10 protein-coding genes and 3 rRNA genes are annotated in these 22,423 nt (G+C 63.8%); 4 read left to right on the top strand and 9 right to left on the bottom strand.

The genetic code is table 11. From position 1 onward, the window contains the following. The first annotated feature begins 243 nt into the window (after positions 1-243). The 4 genes from ACHL_RS18585 to ACHL_RS18600 all read left to right on the top strand — a co-directional run bounded on the left by ACHL_RS18585 (position 244) and on the right by ACHL_RS18600 (position 5,734). Positions 244-2,208, top strand: coding sequence for an FAD/NAD(P)-binding protein (locus ACHL_RS18585; RefSeq protein ID WP_015938860.1), 1,965 nt, complete (start codon positions 244-246; stop codon positions 2,206-2,208). Further along, a complete protein-coding gene (locus ACHL_RS18590) occupies positions 2,205-2,756 on the top strand; it encodes a GNAT family N-acetyltransferase (RefSeq protein ID WP_015938861.1) in 552 nt (183 codons plus the stop codon). The genes ACHL_RS18585 and ACHL_RS18590 overlap by 4 nt, the downstream gene beginning before the upstream one ends. A 48-nt stretch (positions 2,757-2,804) precedes the next feature. Next, positions 2,805-4,547: a helicase HerA-like domain-containing protein gene (locus tag ACHL_RS18595; RefSeq protein ID WP_015938862.1), complete on the top strand. Its 1,743-nt coding sequence runs from the start codon at positions 2,805-2,807 to the stop codon at positions 4,545-4,547. A gap of 194 nt (positions 4,548-4,741) precedes the next feature. Then, the gene (locus tag ACHL_RS18600; RefSeq protein ID WP_015938863.1) at positions 4,742-5,734 is read left to right on the top strand and encodes a hypothetical protein; all 993 of its coding nucleotides are present in this window, start codon (positions 4,742-4,744) and stop codon (positions 5,732-5,734) included. A 180-nt stretch (positions 5,735-5,914) separates the two neighbouring features. On the opposite strand, the gene ACHL_RS18605 is transcribed toward ACHL_RS18600, so the two are convergent. From ACHL_RS18605 to ACHL_RS18645, 9 genes are all read right to left on the bottom strand, one after another. Further along, positions 5,915-6,733, bottom strand: coding sequence for a DUF559 domain-containing protein (locus tag ACHL_RS18605; RefSeq protein WP_015938864.1), 819 nt, complete (start codon positions 6,731-6,733; stop codon positions 5,915-5,917). Positions 6,734-6,956: 223 nt separating this feature from the next. After that, positions 6,957-8,981 carry an NHL domain-containing thioredoxin family protein gene (locus ACHL_RS18610; protein ID WP_015938865.1) on the bottom strand — a complete coding sequence of 675 codons (2,025 nt, stop codon included), beginning with the start codon at positions 8,979-8,981 and terminating at the stop codon, positions 6,957-6,959. Then, on the bottom strand, positions 8,981-11,137 hold the full coding sequence (locus tag ACHL_RS18615) for a cytochrome c oxidase assembly protein (RefSeq protein WP_015938866.1): 2,157 nt from the start codon (positions 11,135-11,137) through the stop codon (positions 8,981-8,983). The genes ACHL_RS18610 and ACHL_RS18615 overlap by 1 nt, the downstream gene beginning before the upstream one ends. A 133-nt stretch (positions 11,138-11,270) precedes the next feature. Next, positions 11,271-11,558 carry an HU family DNA-binding protein gene (locus ACHL_RS18620; RefSeq protein ID WP_015938867.1) on the bottom strand — a complete coding sequence of 96 codons (288 nt, stop codon included), beginning with the start codon at positions 11,556-11,558 and terminating at the stop codon, positions 11,271-11,273. Positions 11,559-11,978: 420 nt separating this feature from the next. Then, positions 11,979-12,095 (bottom strand): 5S ribosomal RNA (gene rrf, locus ACHL_RS18625). 165 nt (positions 12,096-12,260) lie between these two features. Next, positions 12,261-15,386 (bottom strand): 23S ribosomal RNA (locus ACHL_RS18630). A gap of 516 nt (positions 15,387-15,902) precedes the next feature. Then, positions 15,903-17,424 (bottom strand): 16S ribosomal RNA (locus ACHL_RS18635). The 16S, 23S and 5S rRNA genes sit together here, the layout of an rRNA operon. A gap of 569 nt (positions 17,425-17,993) precedes the next feature. Further along, entirely contained in the window at positions 17,994-21,008 is a 3,015-nt protein-coding gene (locus ACHL_RS18640) for a glycoside hydrolase family 2 TIM barrel-domain containing protein (protein ID WP_015938868.1), read from the bottom strand. Positions 21,009-21,125: 117 nt separating this feature from the next. Then, positions 21,126-22,133 carry a LacI family DNA-binding transcriptional regulator gene (locus ACHL_RS18645; protein ID WP_015938869.1) on the bottom strand — a complete coding sequence of 336 codons (1,008 nt, stop codon included), beginning with the start codon at positions 22,131-22,133 and terminating at the stop codon, positions 21,126-21,128. Positions 22,134-22,423 lie beyond the last annotated feature (290 nt).

Here is a 22,423-nt window from a genome sequence, read left to right on the forward strand (position 1 = left end):
CTAGGACCGGCCCAAACAGGGCGGCAACACCGGAAGTTGCATTAGTTCACCGGGCTTCGCACTGCGTCATGAGTCGGTTTTTTGCGTCTTTTGACCTGTTGTGACGCGGAGTTAACGGGCGTGACCGGCTGCTCGACCGCCGCGGTCACCGCTGCCTAGCATGGGCACTCCGGCGGCTGCCAACGCGCCGCTGCACTGCCCACCAGTCCCGCGCACCAGCCCATCCGCCCGTCAGGAGCCCCCATGCCAGCGAAGATTCCGGCCGTCGTGTTCATCGGCGGCGGACCGCGCACGGCCGGCGTCCTTGAGCGGATCGCCGCCAACCGGCCGGATGTTTTTGCCGGGCCGCTGGAGATCCATGTGGTGGAGCCGCACGTTCCTGGCTCGGGCCGCATCTGGCGGTACGACCAGGACCCGGGCCTGCTGCTGAATTCCATGGCCGCGGACATCACCATGTTCACGGACGAGTCCGTGGCCTGCGACGGCCCGGCCGTTGCCGGCCCCGGACTGGTGGAGTGGACCGCCGGTGTCCTGAACGGTTCCATCGCCGATGTGCCGGACTTCCCGCAGCACCTGCAGGACCAGCTCCGGGCACTTCGCGGCACCACGTTCCCCACCCGCCAGCTGCAGAGCCAGTACCTCGAATGGTTCTTCCGCCGGGCCGCCAGGGCACTGAACCGCAGCGTGACCACCCACCGGAGCACCGCCGTCGGGATCTCCACCCTTGGGGACGGCCGGCACGAGGTCTCCCTGGCCAACGGCCGGACGCTGCACGCGGACATCCTGGTGACCGCCCTGGGCCACACCGATTCGCTTCCGGACGCCGCCTCCACCGGTTACGCCAAGTTCGCGGCCCGGCACGGCGGCTACCATGCGGCACCCAGCTACACCACCGACGTCGACTACTCAGGCATCGCCCCGGGACAGGACGTCATCGTCGCCGGCATGGGCCTGGCTTTCGTGGACCTGCTGGTCATCCTGATGGAGGGCCGCGGCGGCCGGTTCGAGGAAACGCACGACGGCGGGCTGCGCTACCTTCCGTCCGGACGGGAACCGCGGCTGTGGGCCGGGTCGCGCCGCGGCGTGCCCTACCACTCCAAGATCTCCGCAACCCTTCGCGGCGAGGCTCCCGGACCATTGCGGTTCTTCACCACTGCCGCTGTGGAAGCCCTGCTCCAGAGCCACGGGGAGCTGGACTTCCACCAACACCTCTGGCCGCTGGTGGCCAAGGAAGCCGGGTACTACTATTACCGCGAGCTCCTCACGGGAAGCCCGGAGCGGGCCGCCATGGACTGGGATTCGTTCGCTGCACACTACGCCGGACTGGACTGGTACAGCAGCGAGCGCGCGGACCTCGTGGCTGCCGCCGTCCCGGACGATGCCCTGCACCTGGACCTGGAACGGCTGGACCGGCCCTTCGACGGGCGCCGCTTCGCGGACCACCGTGCCGTGCAGGATGCCGTTGCCGGATACATCGAACACGACCTCGCCCTCCGCGACAGCCCGGACCATCCAGAGACCCTCGCCCTGTTCCTGGCCCTGCTGCACGTGTACATGGAGGTGGGCCGGGTGGTCCCCGCGGACCGGCTGAACGCCCGGTCCCAGCAGACCATCCATGGTTGGTGGCACGGGTTCTTCAGCTTCGTCGACTCCGGGCCTCCGCCCCACCGCCTGCGGCAGATGCTGGCCCTGCATCATGCCGGGCTGCTGCAGTTCCTGGGACCGGGTATTGAGGTAGGCACCGATGAGGCCACGGGAACCTTCGTTGCCGTATCCCCGCTATCCGACGCTGCAGTTTCGGCGCGGGCGTTCATCGAGGCCAGGTTGCCGGCCACGTCCGTGGTCCGGTCGCTCAACCCGGTGCTGGCCTCGCTGCACGGCAGCGGGCTGGGAACCGAGCAGCAGCTGCTGACTGCGGACGGTATCCACTCCACCGGCAAACTGCTGGTCACCCCGCAGCACCGGCTGGTGGGAGCGGACGGCACCCCGCAGGACACCGTATTCGGCGTCGGGCCCGGAACGTCCGGCTGGGGTGCCGGGGCGTTTGCCCGGCCGCGCACCAACGCCGCCCCCTTCCGGGAAAATGATGCCTTGGCCCGGACCATCCTGGGCACGGCCCGCAGCCTTGCCGGGGAAAAATCCGCCACAATATCCCCAGAGCCGGCCGCCGCCGGCCGGAACCAGACCCTGACAAGGAACCACCGGTGACAGCAGAACCAGAAGTCCAGCCCCGCCCCCTGGACCGCGCGGCCCTGGAGGTCCTCATCCTGCCCATGCAGGATCCCCGGGTCAGGCCGCTCCTGGACGAACTCGCCGTCGAATACGACACCCGCTACGGGGACCTGTTCGGGGACGGTGCCGCGGCCGAGGAACTGAACCGCTACCCGGCGGCCGAGTTCGAAGGTCCCTCCGGCGCCCTGCTCATCATCCAGGAACACGGCGAATCCATTGCCGGCGGCGCGTTCCGCCGGTATGACCCCACCACGGCGGAACTGAAGCGGATCTGGACCCACTCGGCCCACCGCCGTCGCGGCCTGGCCCGCCTGGTGCTCGCCGAGCTGGAAGCCCTGGCAGCTGCCCGCGGCTACACCAGCCTGTACCTGACCACCGGGCCGCGGCAGCCCGAAGCCAAATACCTGTACCTGCGCGCCGGCTACCAGGCACAGTTCGACCTGGCCGCTGACCCCGAGACCATCGGCGCGCTGGCGTTCACCAAGGACCTCCCGGCCGCGGGCACCGGTACAGCCCGGAACTAGCCTTCCTGACACCTCGGCAGATGCACCGCCCGCCGCTAAGCTAGCGCCATGGCGAACAAAACCACAGCAGAGAAGCTTGCCACCATCCAGAAGGGTTACGCCCTGGAAGGCGCCACCATCGAGCTGGGGGCCGCCCTGATCGACGGCGAACTCCACAAGGACGCGCCGGTGCGGCTGCCGCTGGCCATGATGAACCGGCACGGCTTGGTGGCCGGAGCCACCGGTACCGGCAAGACCGTCACGCTGCACATGATGGCCGAACAGCTCTCTGCCGCCGGTGTGCCTGTCTTCCTGGCGGACATCAAGGGTGACCTCTCCGGGCTGGCCACTGCCGCCGCCGGCAGCGAGAAGCTCCTGGCCCGCACCCAGAGCATTGGCCAGGACTGGCACGGCAAGACCTTCCCGGTGGAGTTCCTGGCGCTGGGCGGCGACGGCAACGGCATTCCCGTCCGGGCCACGGTGACTTCGTTCGGGCCCATCCTGCTCTCGCGGATCATGGAGCTCAACGACACCCAGGAATCCAGCCTGCAGCTGGTCTTCTACTTTGCGGACAAGAACGGCCTGGAACTGATCGACCTCAAGGACCTCCGGGCGGTCATCCAGTTCCTCACCTCCGATGAAGGCAAGGATGAGCTCGAGCAGCTGGGCGGCCTCTCGAAGGCCACGGCCGGGGTAATCCTGCGTGAACTGGTCACCCTCGAAGCCCAGGGCCTGGAGAAGTTCTTCGGCGAACCGGAGTTTGATACCGCCGAACTGCTGCGCACCGCGCCGGATGGCCGCGGCGTGGTCACCTGCCTGGAGCTTCCGACGCTGCAGAACAAGCCCATGCTGTTCTCCACGTTCCTCATGTGGCTGCTCGCCGACCTCTTCGAAGACCTCCCCGAAGCCGGCGACCTGGACAAGCCCAAGCTGGTCTTCTTCCTCGACGAGGCGCACCTGCTGTTCAACGGCGCCTCCAAGGCTTTCCTGGACGCCATCACCTCCACCGTCCGGCTGATCCGGTCCAAGGGCGTGGGCATCTTCTTCGTCACCCAAACCCCCAAGGATGTCCCTGCCGACGTCCTCGGCCAGCTGGCCAACCGGGTCCAGCACGCGCTGCGGGCCTTCACGCCGGAGGACGCCAAGGCCCTCAAGGCCACGGTGTCCACGTTCCCGCTCAGCGACTACGACCTCGAAGAGACGCTGACGTCGGCCGGCATCGGTGAAGCGGTCATTACCGTCATGAATGACAAGGGTGCCCCCACCCCGGTGGCCCTCACCCGGCTGCGGGCCCCCGAATCTGTCATGGGTCCCAGCGACGAGGCCCTGGTCCGGAGCACCGTGGCCGGGTCCGCGCTGCTGGAGAAGTACGGCACCGCGGTGGACAACCCCTCCGCGTACGAGAAGCTCACCGGCAAGACGGCAGCACCTACCGGTCCCGCGGCATCCGGTGCTCCCTCCGGGACGCCGGTTTCTTCCGGTACTTCCGCGGAGGCCGACGTCGATGCCGAGGCTCGACGCATCGAAGAGGAAATCCTGGGCCGGCCCAGCAGCAGGCCGTCGCGTAACAGTTCCGGCAGGGACGGCGCTCCCGAAAGGGCCGGCACTGCCCCTGCTCCGCGGGCGCCCCGTGCCCCCGAGCCCCAGCGCCAATCCCAGCCGGGCGGTGGAATCATGGGCGATCTGGGTGGCGTGCTGGGCGGCGCCCTGGGTGGCGGGCTGAAGAGCATGGCCCGGTCCGTAGGCACCCAGCTGGGCCGTGAGCTGCTGCGCGGCATGTTCGGCACATCGTCCAGGCGTCGCCGCCGCTGACCCGGGGCCCCAGGCGAGGGATCCGCGGACCCCGCCAGGGCCGGGCCGTGCCGGATCAAAGGTGCGGCCGGGCACTCTCCGTGCCGGCGTCGTCGGGCGCTGTCCCTGCAGCCAACCACCGACTGCTGCCGGAATTAGGGGAGGCGCCGACTTTAGTGTGCCAACGTACTGACGTTACTGTAAGAAACGTGCAGATGAGTCAAGCGTTGGTGAGGATAGCGGCCGGATGGCTGCTGGGCCTCATGCTTGCCGTGGCCGGAGCCATTGTGGCCATCAACCTGGTCAACAGCACAGTGGCCAGCCCGCAGCAGCCGGTGCGGGAGTATATTGACGCCCTGCAGAACGGGGACGGCGGCAAGGCGCTGGGCCTCCTGCGGGCCACCGTTCCGCCCAGCAACGCCGCCATGCTCGACGGCACGGCCCTGCAGACTGCTGCGTCGAGGCTCAGCAACGTCCAGATCGGCGAACCGGAAGAACGTCCGGACAACCGCGTGGCAGTGCCGATGGACTACACCATTGACGGCAGCCGGCTCAGCACCGAATTCGTGCTGCAGAAGACCGGTACCGAATGGATCTTCTTCAACACCTGGGCCTTTGTTCCTTCCCGGCTCCCCACGGTGGACATCACCGTGGTGAACGGCAGCGAGGCCAACATCAACGGCGTCCCCGTGAACATGCCCAACGGCCGGAACTCCTTCGCCGTGTTCTATCCCGGCGAATACGAGGCGTCGCTCGATGGGCAGTACTTCTCCGCCCCCGCCAGCCGCGCCACGGTGACCGGGCGGGACACCCCCGTAGCTCCGCTGAACCTGCTGACCCAAGCCACCGGCAAGCTCAAGGAGGATGTGTCCGCCAAGGTCCGTGAATTCCTTGATGGCTGCGCCGCCGAGGCCCAGAAGGAGCAGCGGCTGCAGCCCGACTGCCCTTTCTACTACGCCAGCAACAACAGGGTGCAGGACGGCAGCATCAAGTGGTCCGTCACCGAGTACCCCAACGTCTCCATCGAACCCTTTGACGGCCGCTGGGTGGTCTCGCCGCTGGACGGAAAAGCCAAGGTGGAGGCCCTGCAGCAAAACTCCTTCACCGGAGTCTGGTACCCGCTGGACGAAGAGGTGGACTTCAGCTTCACCACCCGCCTGGACGTCTCCGGCGACACCGTGAAGGTCACTCCCCAGCTGAGCTTCTAGGGCTGCTGGGGCTGTCGTTTCTGGTCTTCAGCCAAACTGGCCCAGTATTCCGGCTGGTTTATTGGTCCAGCGTCACGCCGAGCACCCTTTTGGGCTACAGTCCCCTCACGATCCCCGGATTTCCGGGGTTCCGGATGTTCCAATCGGCCAAAACCGTGCCCTGCGTGACAGCCGGACCCGTCATTGCCGGCGACTCAGAACCTGCAAGACCTGCGACACCATGGCAGCGGGATGGAACACCACATCCGAGTAGTAATACCGCAGGGCCGTATATCCCTGGCGAATGGATTCATTGTTGCGCCGATGGTCCTTCTGAACCTGTTTCCACTCAGCGTGGTGCCGGCCGTCCAGTTCCACCACCAGCCAGCCATCCAGCAGCAGGTCAACGTATCCCACCCGCTCCAGATAGACCTGGGTTTCAACCCGGATGCCGGCCCGCCGGAAATACGTCCGGGCCAGAGTTTCCAGCAGTGAGTCGGCTCCCGTGTCCACCCACTCCAAGACTGCTCTCGCCTTACCGTTTCGCTTCCCCGGCAAACGCTGGAGCAGGAACTCAAGGGTCATGTCACCGCGGTTCACTGCGCACTCCACCATGACCAGGGACTCGGCAAACGGTAAGCACCGCAAGGCGTGGATCAGCACGTCGGCCAGCGCTGCCACCGGCTGATAAGACGCCGGTGGCAGGAGCAGCCCTGCGTGGTGAACAGCTCCGCCGGAGACAGACTCCCGGCGACGGTGATAGACGTGGCGCAGCCCATCCGTGGGCAGTGTCCACAGACCGTAGGCCGCAGCAGCACTTGAACAGGTCAAGACCTCGCGGTTCCGCAGTGCGGCCACTAGATGCGGAGAGGCGGTTGGCAGCGCATACAGTCCGCGGTCGGGCTGTACCAGCCCTGCCCGGACGGCCCGGCGGAGGGAAGCGTCGTTTACCCCCAACCTTGCCAGTGCGGGCCTTCGGGCTGCCCCTCCGCAAATTTCCAGCGCCTTGTGCACGTCCATGCGGCCATGCTGGCTCTCCCCCAACCATCCATGCAGCTCCCGGCGGGCGTATGTGGACAACGGTGCGCGTTGGACCGCGTCACGGACAGCATGCTTTTGCGCCCTACACCTGCTGCAATCCCCGGAATTCCGCGGGAGATACGTTCCCGTGGACGCAAAAGGCTGCCGCCCGTGACGGTGGCGTCACGGGCGGCAGCCTGGAACTACGTGCGGCGGCGGCGCGTCAGTCCATTCCGCGGAGGTCCAGGACCAGTTCGGTGTCGCCGTCGGCCTGCAGCAGCACCGGGATGCCCCAGTCCTGCTGGTACAGGTGGCAGGCGGCGTGGTCCGGGATCTCGCCGTCCTCGGTCTCCGGCCCGTCGCAGGCTGCGGCACGGGCGGTAATGTGGAGCACTCCCTCGGGAACGTCCGGGGACAGCTCCAGCGTCCGCAGCAGCCCCACGGAGGTTCCGCCGCCGGACACCAGCAGCTCCGGCGGGGTGGAGGAGATCTTCAGCTGGGTGGGGTCGCCCCAGCGGTCGTCGAGCTTCTGCCCGGTGGGGGCGGTGAAGCGGACGGCCAATTCCAGCGGGCCGGGCGCCACGGGGCTCTTGGGACGCTGTGTCTGCGACGCGCCCTCGTCCACCTGCTGGGCTTCCTTGGGAATGGGCACGTACACAAGCTGGTGCTTGTTCGCCTCCACCACCACCAGCAGCGGCTCCGAGCCGGCAGCCCCGGTGGCGTCCACAATCACGTCGGACGGCTCGGCGAGGCCACGGGCCAGCGTGGACACCGTGCCGGTGGCCGGGTCAAAGCGGCGGACGGCGCCGTTGTACGTGTCGGCGATGGCCACGGAACCGTCGGGCAGGACGGTCACACCGAGCGGGTGCTGCAGCCGCGCTTCGGCGGCAGTACCATCGCGGAAGCCGAAGTCGAACAAGCCCTTGCCCACGGCAGTCTTCACGGTGAGCGACCCGGTGTCGTCGATCACCAAGGTGCGCAGGGCCGACGTTTCCGAGTCGGCAACCCAGATGTTCCCGTCGGCGTCCTCGGCCAGTCCGGAGGACTGGGCGAACCAGGACTCGTGGGCGGGACCGTCCAGCAAACCTTCCAGTCCGTTGCCGGCCACGATGGCTACGGCTCCGGTGAGCGGGTCGAAGCTGAAGATCTGGTGCGTGCCGGCCATGGCCACCACCACAGCGTTCAGTTTGCGCGACCACACAACGTCCCAGGGCGAGCTCAGCGAGACGTCCAGGGGATCATTGCCCAGGGAACCGCTGAAGCCGGCACCGTCTTCGTCCACGCGGGCGGGCCCGGTTTCCAGGAGCCGCTGCACCCCGTTGCCGGCAAGGGTCAATGCCTTGCCGTCCGTCAGGGACAGGCCGCGGAGGCGGTGGTTGACCGAGTCGGCGATTACGACGTCGTAGCCCACCTTTGCTGCCACGTCTTCCGGCAGCAGGACCAGGCCTTGGGGTTCGTTGAACTGTGCTGTGGCGTCTTCCCCCGCGGCGGTTCCATCAGCGTAACCCTTCGTGCCCGAGCCATAGGTGGCCAGGACGGTCTCAAAGTCGGTGCCGAGTTCCACTAGGCGGTGGTGGCCGGTGTCGGTGACCAGCCAGGAACCCTTGCCGTCCGAACCGCTGGCTGCGGCACCCGCTGCCGCTCCGCCGTCGGACGCTTCCTCCGCAGCGGTGGACCCGCGGCCGGCGGGCAGGAAGAGCGCCTTGCCGGGGAAGCGGAGGGTGCCGGAGGTGGCCTCGGGGGCCACGTACGGGCCGGAGCCGCGGTGCAGCGTGCCCTTGGCCTCATGTTCGGCGATCAGCTCTGGGATCAGCACGGCCAGCCCGTCTGCGTGGCCCTCACCGGACAGGTGCGCCACGATGTAGCCCTCGGGGTCGATGACCACCAGGGTGGGCCAGGCGCGGGCGGTGTAGGCCTTCCAGGTGTCCAGTTCGGGATCGTCCAGGACGGGGTGGTGGATCTCGTAGCGCTCCACGGCGGCGGCCAGGGCCACGGGGTCGGCCTCGTGCTCGAACTTGGGCGAGTGGACACCCACCGTCACCAGGACATCCGAGTACTGCTCCTCCAGCGGCCGCAGCTCGTCCAGGACGTGCAGGCAGTTGATGCAGCAGAAGGTCCAGAAATCGAGCAGCACGATCTTGCCGCGGAGGGCTTCAAGGTCCAGGGTTTTGCCACCGGTGTTCAGCCAGTTCCGGCCCACCAGTTCGGAGGCCCGGACCCGGGCATGGGTGCGTACGGTTTCGCTCATCAGCGTCCTTCCAGCTTGTTGCGGTCAGCCAGCCTGGCATCGCGTTCAGCCAATTTGGCAAACATATTGTTGTAAGCGGCCAGATCGGCGTCGTTATTCCTGTCCGCCGCGCGGTCCACCCGCTTGGTCTCCCGCTGATCCGAGCGGGACCACATAATTGCGACGCCGATTGCCACCAGGAGTGTGGGCACCTCGCCGATGCCCCAGGCCACCGCCCCGCCGGTCTGCTGGTCGGCCAGCGCGGACTGGCCCCAGTTGCGGCCCAGGTTGCCGAAGTAGTCCGCTGCGAGCAGCCCGGTGCCGCCCATGATGGAGACACCGAAGAACGCGTGGAAGCCCATGGTGGCGAGGAGCAGCAGCAGCCGCATGGGGTACGGGGCCCGGCGCGGCAGGGGATCGGTTCCGATCATGGTGAGCACGAAGATGTACCCGGTAAGCAGGAAGTGCAGGTTCATGAGTTCGTGCCCCACGTGCTCGCGCATGGCATAGCCGAACAGGTCGGAGAAGTAGAAGATCACGATTGAGCCGGCGAAGTTGGCGGCGGCGAACAGCGGATGCGTGACCAGCTGGGAGAACTTCGAGTGCACGAAAACCAGGATCCATTCGCGGGCACCCCGCGAGCCGTCACCGCGGGCGGGCAGCGCGCGCAGGGCCAGCGTTACCGGGGCCCCGAGCACCAGGAAGATGGGAGCCACCATGGTCAGGGCCATGTGGTCCACCATGTGTGCCGAAAAGAGGATGCGGCCGTATACCGCCGGTGGCCCGGACGTGATGTAGGTGAGGACTACGAGGCCGATGATCCAGTTGACGGTACGGAACCAGTTCCACTTGTCGCCGCGTCGGTGGACCTTGGCGACGCCGAGGATATAGGTCACCAGGCCGAACAGGGCTACCGCGATCCACAGCCAGTCCAGGCGCCACTCGGTGAACCAGCGGGTGGGGTTCAGCTCCGGCGGGAGCTCGTAGCCGGTCAGGATGAAGGCAGGCGAGGCGTCGGGCGCGAACGTGGTGGGCTGCGGCGGGGCAGAACGGCCCAGCGCGACGGCGATGCCCGAGGTTGCGCCCATCAGCAGGAGTTCGGCGAGGAGCAGTTGCCAGAGCACGCGCCGGGAAGACATGGTGGATCCCTTGCGGCCCAGCTGTGGGATGACCCACTGCCGGTGCATGAAGCCGATGCCGCCCAGGACCAGGGTGGCGGCCGACTTGGCCAGGATCAGCTGTCCGTAGGACGAACCGAAGAGGTCTCCCCAGCTGGTGATCCGGATGCTGGCATTGATAACACCGGAAGCGAAGACGAGGACGAAGGCAAAACCGGCAAGGGTGGAGAAGCGTCGCAGGGTAGGTTCGGTGATGTCCGTTGTTGCGCCGGCCTTGGAGCCGGTGAGGATCCCGGACAGGAGCGCCAGCAGGATGATGCCACCCACCCAGGAGCTCACCCCCACCAGGTGGAGTCCAAGTGAGTTGATGGCCCCTTCATGGTCCGAGGAGCTGGACGAGTGGCCGATCAGGGCGGTGGGTACCAAACCGATCAGTGCCAGGATCAGGGTGAGGGCCAAGCCGCCCAGGGACCGGACCCCGAACAGTGCGGTGGTGACAACGGCCGCGATGATCGTCACCGCCAGCCAGGCCCGTCCGGTCTCAATGTCCGTCATGAAGTACACGAGCGCCTGGGTAAATTCGGCGTCGCCCGAGAGTGGTTGTCCCGCCACGTCGGCGTAGGTCAGCACCAGCACGGCAATAGCTGACAGGGTCCACACAGCACCTGCGGCGGCTGCCACGGCGAGGGCGCGGCTGAAAGCTGGATGTTCCGGGCTGTCTGGGGAGTCGCCTTTCGCTCGGCCGCGCGGCGAGAGGCTCCTGGGGAGAATCCCGACGGCGAAGATCAGGCCGCCGATGACACTGGCCAGGGCCACGTTGTGCAGCGCCTTGCTGATCGGAAGCCCCCAACGCACAAGTGCGCCGGGATCGGAGACGCCACGGGTCACTGCAGCGCCGGAGAAGATCAGCGCTGCTACGAGTGCCAGGAAGACCGCGGCGAGGCCGGCGAGCTGCCAGCCTTTCGAAATTCCGAGGGCGTTGCCGCCCGTCCCCTTCGCTCCGTTCCCGGGAGCGGGCTGAGGCGTTGCGGAACGTGGTTTTGCGGCAGAAGACACCACTACATTGTCCGCCACCCCCGGGCTGTGCGGCGAATCGGCTGGTGGGCCCGGGACGGGCCTTAAAGCAAAAGGAGCGGTGACCCTCAGGTCACCGCTCCCAGAGCTGCTCCGGCGTTGCGCCGGGCGAAGAAGCCTACTTCTTGTTGGAGACGGCAGCCTTCAGCTTGGAGCCGGCGGTCAGCTTGACGCTGTGGCCAGCGGCGATCTGAATGGTCTCACCCGTCTGCGGGTTGCGGCCGGTGCGAGCTGCACGGTCGGTGCGCTCAACTGCCAGCCAGCCCGGGATGGTGATCTTCTCGCCGGCGGCGACAGAGGTCTCGAAAACCTCGAACAGTGCGTCGAGGACGGTGTTGACGGCTGCCTGGCTGGTGCCGGCCTTGCCCGCTACCTCTGCAACAAGTTCACTACGGTTCTTAGCCATTGATGTCCTCCTGGACGGTCTGGTTACGGAGCCCGCACGCGGTGTGCGCGCAGGCCACTGTTCGAAAACTTACCAGCTACCACCCCACGGGGCCGCAAATTCCGCGTGTTTCCGCGACTTTTTGAGGTTAATCACCGTATATTGAGGGGTTTTTCGCCCTCAGCGGAGCCTGACAGCTCGCGTTGGGACGTTGAGATACGTACGACGCCGGCAAGCACCTTCCGGCCCCGGCCCGCCACACGCCCTAATCACCCCCGTTGCCCTATCAGCTATCGCTCCTAACAGTGGGTGTTAGCTGCGGTATCTGATGGGGCATCCCGGGGGTGTCCCCTGGCATATCTGGCGTGTTTGTGAGGTGGTTTTGTTTGTTAAATGTGGGAGGCCCCAACCGTTGCTGGTTGGGGCCTCGACCGAATGGTTGTCCGGCGGTGTCCTACTCTCCCACACCCTCCCGGGTGCAGTACCATCGGCGCTGTGGGTCTTAGCTTCCGGGTTCGGAATGGGACCGGGCGTTTCCCCCACGCTATGACCGCCGTAACCCTTTCACCCGTCACCNNNCCCNNGNNGGGGTGGTGTGGGAAAACTGTGTGGTTACAACATTGTGGTGTTGTGTATTTAGTTGTTTGGTTCCGGCCAGCAACGTGTTGGGTTGTTGGTTGGGAACCACATAGTGGACGCAAGCAGAGTTTTGTATGTATCTGTGTGGTGTAAGTTGTTGGCCTATTAGTACCGGTCAGCTTCACGAGTCGTTAGTCCTCGCTTCCACATCCGGCCTATCAACCCAGTGGTCTGGCTGGGGGCCTCTCACACATAAAGTGTATGGAAATCTCATCTCGAAGCGAGCTTCCCGCTTAGATGCTTTCAGCGGTTATCCCATCCGAACGTAGCTAATCAGCGGTGCACTTGGCAGTACAACTGACACACCAGAGGTTCGTCCGTCCCGGTCCTCTCGTACTAAGGACAGCCCTTCTCAAATTTCCTGCGCGCGCAGCGGATAGGGACCGAACTGTCTCACGACGTTCTAAACCCAGCTCGCGTACCGCTTTAATGGGCGAACAGCCCAACCCTTGGGACCTACTCCAGCCCCAGGATGCGACGAGCCGACATCGAGGTGCCAAACCATGCCGTCGATATGGACTCTTGGGCAAGATCAGCCTGTTATCCCCGAGGTACCTTTTATCCGTTGAGCGACGGCCATTCCACAATGTACCGCCGGATCACTAGTCCCGACTTTCGTCCCTGCTCGAGATGTCTCTCTCACAGTCAAGCTCCCTTGTGCACTTACACTCGACACCTGATTGCCAACCAGGCTGAGGGAACCTTTGGGCGCCTCCGTTACTTTTTAGGAGGCAACCGCCCCAGTTAAACTACCCATCAGGCACTGTCCCTGACCCGGATTACGGGCCGAAGTTAGATGTCCAAAGTGACCAGAGTGGTATTTCAACGATGACTCCACCCGAACTGGCGTCCGGGCTTCAACGTCTCCCACCTATCCTACACAAGCCACTCCGAACACCAATACCAAACTATAGTAAAGGTCTCGGGGTCTTTCCGTCCTGCTGCGCGTAACGAGCATCTTTACTCGTACTGCAATTTCGCCGAGTTTATGGTTGAGACAGCGGGGAAGTCGTTACTCCATTCGTGCAGGTCGGAACTTACCCGACAAGGAATTTCGCTACCTTAGGATGGTTATAGTTACCACCGCCGTTTACTGGGGCTTAAATTCTCAGCTTCGCCTTACGGCTAACCGGTCCTCTTAACCTTCCAGCACCGGGCAGGAGTCAGTCCGTATACATCGTCTTGCGACTTCGCACGGACCTGTGTTTTTAGTAAACAGTCGCTTCCCCCTGGTCTCTGCGGCCCCGATCCCCTCCGGACAGCAAGTGTCCATCAAGGTTGGGGCCCCCCTTCTCCCGAAGTTACGGGGGCATTTTGCCGAGTTCCTTAACCATAATTCTCTCGATCGCCTTAGTATTCTCTACCTGATCACCTGTGTCGGTTTGGGGTACGGGCGGCTAAAACCTCGCGTCGATGCTTTTCTCGGCAGCATAGGATCACCAAATCCCCCCAAACGGGGGTCCCATCAGATCTCAGGCATCATGAGTGGCGGATTTGCCTACCACTCGCCCTACATCCTTAGACCGGGACAACCATCGCCCGGCTCGGCTACCTTCCTGCGTCACACCTGTTAATACGCTTGCCTCCCAGGATCAGGTCCTGCGCTCCACCAAAACCCTTCCATCCAAAGGACGGTCGGGCAGGTCTCGGGCAGTTAGTATCCCCTGTTCAACATGGGCGGTTTTTCGCCGGTACGGGAATATCAACCCGTTGTCCATCGACTACGCCTGTCGGCCTCGCCTTAGGTCCCGACTTACCCAGGGCAGATTAGCTTGACCCTGGAACCCTTGATCATTCGGCGGACGGGTTTCTCACCCGTCTTTCGCTACTCATGCCTGCATTCTCACTCGTGTAGGCTCCACCGCTGGTTTCCACCGCGACTTCACTGCCCACACGACGCTCCCCTACCCATCCAAACGCCTGAACCACAAGGGCTTAGCTAATATTTGAATGCCACAACTTCGGCGGTGTACTTGAGCCCCGCTACATTGTCGGCGCGGAATCACTTGACCAGTGAGCTATTACGCACTCTTTTAAGGATGGCTGCTTCTAAGCCAACCTCCTGGTTGTCTTCGCAACTCCACATCCTTTCCCACTTAGCACACGCTTAGGGGCCTTAGTTGGTGGTCTGGGCTGTTTCCCTCTCGACTATGAAGCTTATCCCCCACAGTCTCACTGCTACGCTCTCACTTACCGGCATTCGGAGTTTGGCTGACGTCAGTAACCTTGTAGGGCCCATTAGCCATCCAGTAGCTCTACCTCCAGCAAGAAACACGCAACGCTGCACCTAAATGCATTTCGGGGAGAACCAGCTATCACGAAGTTTGATTGGCCTTTCACCCCTACCCACAGCTCATCCCCTCCATTTTCAACTGAAGTGGGTTCGGTCCTCCACGACGTCTTACCGTCGCTTCAACCTGGCCATGGGTAGATCACTTCGCTTCGGGTCTAGATCACGCCACTCACACGCCCTATTCAGACTCGCTTTCGCTACGGCTGCCCCACACGGGTTAACCTCGCGACGTAACACTAACTCGCAGGCTCATTCTTCAAAAGGCACGCCGTCACAACTACAAGGCTGCTCCGACGGATTGTAAGCACACGGTTTCAGGTACTGTTTCACTCCCCTCCCGGGGTACTTTTCACCTTTCCCTCACGGTACTGGTCCGCTATCGGTCATTAGGGAGTATTTAGGCTTATCAGGTGGTCCTGACAGATTCGCACGGGATTTCTCGGGCCCCGTACTACTTGGGATACATCAACAAGGCGGTGCAACGCATTACAGTTACGGGACTAACACCCTCTCTGGCCGGCCTTTCAAAACCGTTCACCTATACGCACACCCACACCCCGTCAGCCCGGCAGAACTGACACGTAATGTCCCACAACCCCGACCATGCAACGCCCGCCGGCTATCACACATGGAACGGTTTAGCCTGATCCGCGTTCGCTCGCCACTACTAACGGAATCACTATTGTTTTCTCTTCCTGCGGGTACTGAGATGTTTCACTTCCCCGCGTTCCCTCCACGCACCCTATGTGTTCAGATGCGGGTCACTGAGTCACTCGCGCGCTCAGCGGGGTTTCCCCATTCGGACACCCTGGGATCACAGTCCGGTTATCGACTCCCCCAGGCTTATCGCAGATTCCTACGTCCTTCTTCGGCTCCTAATGCCAAGGCATCCACCGTGTGCTCTTAAAAACTTGACCACAAAGATCAAAAACTAATTTCGAGAGAACCATGAAACCGTCCCGCACACCACAACCCCAAAAGGCCACAGCGCACGAACCAGATCCAGGTTCATATATCTTGGAAATTGCTTCTTATACAAGATGCTCGCGTCCACTATGTAGTTCTCAAACAACAACCCCACACCACACACCCCACACACATATGTGCGTGATCGGTGCAGCAGGGAAACCAGAAACAAACGTCCCACACCCGCAACCCCCCACAAAGAAGAGCCAACCGGCATGGTCCTGTTGCTTCAGGACCCAACAGTGTGCCAAACACTACCCACCACCACCAGCAGCAGCCGCTTTCCTGGAACCCAACCCCGAAGGATCAGTCCGTACTCACAACACCACCGGCAACACCGGGCACCTATTCGCTGATATTCCACCCTTGAGCACCCGCCACGAAACATTCGTCCGTGCAACGGGCATTCTCCTGACAACCCCACCACCAGGCATACACCCGGCAGGATGGTTGTAGGTGCTCCTTAGAAAGGAGGTGATCCAGCCGCACCTTCCGGTACGGCTACCTTGTTACGACTTAGTCCCAATCGCCAGTCCCACCTTCGACGGCTCCCCCCACAAGGGTTAGGCCACCGGCTTCGGGTGTTACCAACTTTCGTGACTTGACGGGCGGTGTGTACAAGGCCCGGGAACGTATTCACCGCAGCGTTGCTGATCTGCGATTACTAGCGACTCCGACTTCATGGGGTCGAGTTGCAGACCCCAATCCGAACTGAGACCGGCTTTTTGGGATTAGCTCCACCTCACAGTATCGCAACCCTTTGTACCGGCCATTGTAGCATGCGTGAAGCCCAAGACATAAGGGGCATGATGATTTGACGTCGTCCCCACCTTCCTCCGAGTTGACCCCGGCAGTCTCCTATGAGTCCCCACCATCACGTGCTGGCAACATAGAACGAGGGTTGCGCTCGTTGCGGGACTTAACCCAACATCTCACGACACGAGCTGACGACAACCATGCACCACCTGTAAACCGACCACAAGTGGGGCACCTGTTTCCAGGCGTTTCCGGTTCATGTCAAGCCTTGGTAAGGTTCTTCGCGTTGCATCGAATTAATCCGCATGCTCCGCCGCTTGTGCGGGCCCCCGTCAATTCCTTTGAGTTTTAGCCTTGCGGCCGTACTCCCCAGGCGGGGCACTTAATGCGTTAGCTACGGCGCGGAAAACGTGGAATGTCCCCCACACCTAGTGCCCAACGTTTACGGCATGGACTACCAGGGTATCTAATCCTGTTCGCTCCCCATGCTTTCGCTCCTCAGCGTCAGTTAATGCCCAGAGACCTGCCTTCGCCATCGGTGTTCCTCCTGATATCTGCGCATTTCACCGCTACACCAGGAATTCCAGTCTCCCCTACATCACTCTAGTCTGCCCGTACCCACCGCAGATCCGGAGTTGAGCCCCGGACTTTCACGGCAGACGCGACAAACCGCCTACGAGCTCTTTACGCCCAATAATTCCGGATAACGCTTGCGCCCTACGTATTACCGCGGCTGCTGGCACGTAGTTAGCCGGCGCTTCTTCTGCAGGTACCGTCACCTTGCGGCTTCTTCCCTACTGAAAGAGGTTTACAACCCGAAGGCCGTCATCCCTCACGCGGCGTCGCTGCATCAGGCTTTCGCCCATTGTGCAATATTCCCCACTGCTGCCTCCCGTAGGAGTCTGGGCCGTGTCTCAGTCCCAGTGTGGCCGGTCACCCTCTCAGGCCGGCTACCCGTCGTCGCCTTGGTAGGCCATTACCCCACCAACAAGCTGATAGGCCGCGAGTCCATCCAAAACCGCAAAAGCTTTCCACCAACCACCATGCGATGATCAGTCATATCCGGTATTAGACCCAGTTTCCCAGGCTTATCCCAGAGTCAAGGGCAGGTTACTCACGTGTTACTCACCCGTTCGCCACTAATCCACCAGCAAGCTGGCTTCATCGTTCGACTTGCATGTGTTAAGCACGCCGCCAGCGTTCATCCTGAGCCAGGATCAAACTCTCCGTTGAAGTAAAACAAAAACAGACACAACCAAAACCACCGGAAATAACGGCGATAAAAGCTGCACAAAATTTGAAACCAGCTAAAAACACCAAACCACGCCACAGGGGCGGTACGATTCAGCAAATTCAACCAATTACGATAAATTGGTATCAACAAACTTGGCACACTATTGAGTTCTCAAACAACAGACACACCCGGCACCACCCAAACAATTTCTGTTCAGGATCGCTCCGGAGCAACTTTTCAAACTTACCCGATCCCCGGAAGCTTTGCAAACCGGCGTTTCCGCCATCCACAAGCACCACAGGAAGGGCCCCCACCCTAATCCGGCACGCACAACTGCGAACCATTTCAGGCTGTTCATAACGGGGGGTCGGTCGCTTTCTTTCCGCATCAGCGGCGGCGACTCAGAAAACAATACACGCCCACCAACCCCACCGCAAATCCACCCCCGGGACGACCAATGGCCCCCAAAACCCCCACAAACACAGGGATCCTGAGGGCCATCAGCACTCCCCAACCGCCCTAGCGGCCGAAACTGCCTGATATGCAGTGGCTCACATGTCTTTGCGGCCTACGGACGGACCCGCAGCACTACCGTGAAGTCGGCATCCCGTGGCTGCAGGCGGTACGGATCGAGGACACCCGGACCGCAGGCTCCGGTGCCCACACCACGCATGGCGTTGTCGAGGTAGATGTAGGTCCGCCCGTCGGCTGCCAGGTCAGGCCGGTGGGTTGCTTCGTTGAGTGCGGCCTGGCTGTAGGGGCGTACCGTCAGGGCAAAGGGCTCGCCGGCGATGTCCAACGTGGCGCCATCCACCTCAAGGGCAGCCGAGCGGACACCGGCGCGGGCACCGGACTCCTGGGGCCGCGCATACTCAACATCGAGGTCACCCAAGGGCATGGAAAACCATCCCGTCCGCGTGCCTTGCCCCGTATCCGGATAAGCCTGGTGCGGTCCCTGCCCGAACCAGCTCACCGCTGACGTCCCGCCGTCCAGCACCAGTTCCAGGCCGATCCGGGCCCACTCCACCTCAAATCCGGCGTTGACCCAGGATCCCTGCGGCCGGACCTGGGTTCGGAGCGCCAGCGATTCCCCGTCACTGGTCCACGTGTAGTCCACAAGGACCCCGAACTGTTTGTCCGCGGCACCCACCCTGGTCCTCGTGACGAGCCGCTCCCCGCCATCGTCGGTGCGTTCAGCGCTAATGCCAAGCAGCCGGGTATGGAGCCGGTCAAGCCCTGCATCCTTCCATTGGGTGGCCAGGGGCCGGAGGTCGGCGCCGCCCCATTCCCTGCCCAGGTCATTGTCGGTGGGGGGCCACCACAGCGAGAGCCCCAGCTTTGCCACACTGATGCCGCCTATGCGTGTGGGCATCCCCGTCAGCCTGCTGAACACCGCCGGGCCCAGCCGCAGCTCATCGTCAGTGGCGGCCACGGATTCAGCAGCGCGGGGCTCTTCAACACGCGCGACGCCACGGACGGACTGGCCCCAGGCGATCTCGTGGCCGGTGCCGGCCCAGGACGTCGCAGCGGTGAGAACGGCGCTGACGGTGAGGACTGCCGGCCCGTCCGTGTGCGGAAGGCCGGCGGGCAACGCAACTGTGGCCGCGGACTGCGGCGCGACGCGCGGAACCTCCACCGTGCCGCCGTCGATAGTGTCGCCGTCGGCCTCCACCGTGTACTGGAAGCTGAACGGGGACGTGTCGGTGAAATCGTGTCCGTTGTGGACGGTGAAGCCGGACCAGTCCCCGGCAACCTGGATCCGCAGCGGCGCCACGACGCGCTTGAAGTCGAGGAGGCCGGGCCGGGGTTGGCGATTGGCGTCCACCAGTCCGTCGGTGACGAAGTTGCCGTCGTGAATTTCCTCACCGAAATCACCGCCATAGGCGAAGTGCTCACCGCCACCCGGCGTGGGGACGGCGATTCCGTGTTCCAGCCACTCCCAGACGAAGCCGCCCATCAGCCTGGGGTGGCGTTCAAAGAGTTCCTGGTACTCGGTCATTCCTCCCGGGCCATTGCCCATGGCGTGAACATATTCGCACAGCACGAAGGGCATGGCACGGCGCCGGGCATCCAGCTCGGGGTCATCGAGTGGAGGCTCAGTTCCCTGTCCAATCAGTGCAGTCTCGGCCTGGTTGGCGTACATGCGGGAGTACACGTCAACGTAGGGTGAGGACCAGTCACCCTCGTAGTGGATGGGGCGGGACGGGTCGCGGTCCTTGGTCCAGCGCGACATCGCGGCCAGGTTCCGGCCGGTCCCGGATTCGTTGCCCAGCGACCACATCACGACGGCTGCATGGTTCTTGTCCCGCTCCACCGTCCGGCGCATCCGGTCCAGCAGGGCGTCCTCCCATTGGGGATCATCGCTCGGGTTCTGGGCCCAGCCGGCGCTCTCGAACCCGTGCGTTTCCAGGTCGCACTCGAGCACGACGTAGAAACCAAGCTGGTCAGCCAGGGCAAGGAATTTTGGGTGGGGCGGGTAGTGCGATGTGCGGATTGCGTTGATGTTGTGCTGCTTCATGAGCTTGAGCTCCGCCTCCATCACCTCCTGCGGAACCACGCGCCCCAGCCGGGGATGGTGCTCGTGGCGGTTCACCCCGCGCAGCAGGATCCGCCGCCCGTTCACCTTGAACTGGGAGTCTTCGATGGTGATGCTGCGGAATCCCAGCTGCAAGGACACCGTTTCGGCCGGGGTGCTGACCGTGGCTTCGTACAGGCGGGGCTCCTCTGCCGACCACGGCGCTACGGATGGCAGGCGGTGCTCCTGGCCGGCCTTAAGCTCCAGGTCCAGTTCGGGAACGCGTACGACGGCGTCAATCGCTTTTCCGCCCCGGCTCGCCTCCACGCGCAGCACACCTTCGCCTGTGCCGGCGTCGTAGTCAGCGTGGACGAAGACGTCGTCTATGCCGTCCGCAGGGCGGGCTTGAAGGGTGACGTCCCGGAAGATCCCCGGGAGCCACCACATGTCCTGGTCCTCCACGTAGCTGGCGGCCGAGAACTGCGCCACCCGCACGGCGAGGGTGTTGCTGCCTTCCGTAAGGATTCCTGAGACGTCGAATTCGTGGGCAAGGCGGCTGCCGCGGGTGGTGCCGAGTTCGACGCCGTTCAGCCACACCGTGCCGGCGGAGTCGATGCCGTCGAAACGCAGCAGTGCGTTGGGGAAGAACTCCGGGCCGGCGTGGAACGTCAGGAGGTGGTCACCAATAGGGTTGGCTTCCGGCACATGCGGGGGTTCCACGGCAAACGGAAACTGGATGTTGGTGTACGCCGGTGCGCCGTGCCCGTGCATGGGCCAGCTGGACGGAACGGGCAGGGTTTCGAAGCCGTCCAGATCCTGGCCCAGCTGCCACCCCTCGGCGGGGGCGCTGCGGATGCCCGGGCTGAGGCGGAACTGCCAGTCGCCGTTCAGGGACAGCCGCGGCGCATCGCTGGCGAGATAGGCCCGGGGAGCAAGCGCACCCCGCCCCGGAGCCACTGAGGAGAGCTCGAGAACGCCTCCTGCGCCGAGTTCAAGATTGCGCGGCACAGAGTCGGAGGCATCACTTGCAGCAGCATTCGACACCGTTGTGGGGGACTGGACAGGCATGGGACTTCCTTGAAGGCAGGGGGCAAATAGCATTCTTCGTGAACGTTCACGTGACGCACGTACAAGCCTAGCCGTTCGGTCCCTGCATGGGTAGGGTGCGTTTGCACATCAGCCCACCTAGGCCGACTGGCGCACCACCAGTTCGTGCCGCAGGAGCAGGGCCGAGGCACTGCCCCTCGGTTCAATAGCTCCGGACAAGAGGCCTTCAAGGAGGTCGACGGCGGCCCGGCCCACGGATCGCAGGTCCAGGGACAGCGTGGTCAGCTCGGGGGACACCAGCAACCCCAGTGGTATTCCGTCCATCCCGATGACTGCGACGTCCCGGGGCACGTTCCGTCCTGCGGCTTGCAATGCCTTCAGTGCGCCGGCCGCCATCAGGTCATTGAAGACCAGGAGTCCGTCTATCTCGGCCTTACCGGCCAGAAATGCGGTCACTGCCTCCCGGGCATGGACCGCGGAGGGCTCCGCCGCAATCTTCATCAGCTGAAGCCCGCGTTCCGCTGCTGCGGCGGACACGGCAGAGCCCCTGCCCGCGGCGATACCGCCCTGGCTCGAATCCAGGAAGGCTATATTCCTGCACCCGTGGGCCACGAGCCTTTCCAGACCCAGCCGGGCTGCGTAGGCGTAGTCAAAGGAGATCGAGCCGGCTGCCTGTGCCTGGGGGTCATCGAGCCCGACGACGGGCCGCCGGCCCAGCATCGCCTGGGCTGCGACTGCGTGGTCCCCGAGGTAGCCGATGAGTGCGTCCACCTGGGGCGCCAGCCGGGCAGCGGCATCCAGGGCGTTAGCTGTGCCGTGGCCATAGTCATCCACCACCACGTTCCATCCCCGTTCCGTGGCGGCCTCAACGACGCTGGAGGCAAACGCTGGAAAGTACGGATTGGTGAGGTCGGGGATGGCCAGGCCTATCGAAGTCCGTGCGCCCTGGACTAGGCCCTTGGCAAACCTGCTGGGGGTGTAACCCAGCTCTGCCGCGATCAGCTGCACGCGCTCCCGAGTGGCCTGGCTGATCCCGGTCATGTCGTTCATGGCCCGGGTGACCGTCTGCCGCGAGACGCCGGCCGCGGCGGCAACATCGAGGATGGTGGCACGGCCCTGTCGCGGCTCTGGGGATCGGGGACTCATAGGCCGTAAGTCTATGCGTCCCCGATCCCCAGCCACCTCCGAGACCTGTGACGCGCGCTCACTTGTGGTGGCTATCTTTGCGACGCGCGCTCACTTTTGGTGGTTGCCCGGGCCCCTTGTTGCGCTATCAGATATCGCTCCTCACAGGGGGTGTTAGGTGCGTTATCTGATGGGGCATCTCGGGGGGGGTGTCCCTGAGTTTCTGCGGGGGCCCAGGTCTACGCCGCCACGAGTGAGCGGGGGTCCGGGTCAGACCCGCCACAAGTGAGCGGGGGTCCGGGTGGGAACCG

The sequence above is a fragment of the Pseudarthrobacter chlorophenolicus A6 genome (assembly GCF_000022025.1).
GTDB classification, from domain to species: domain Bacteria; phylum Actinomycetota; class Actinomycetes; order Actinomycetales; family Micrococcaceae; genus Arthrobacter; species Arthrobacter chlorophenolicus.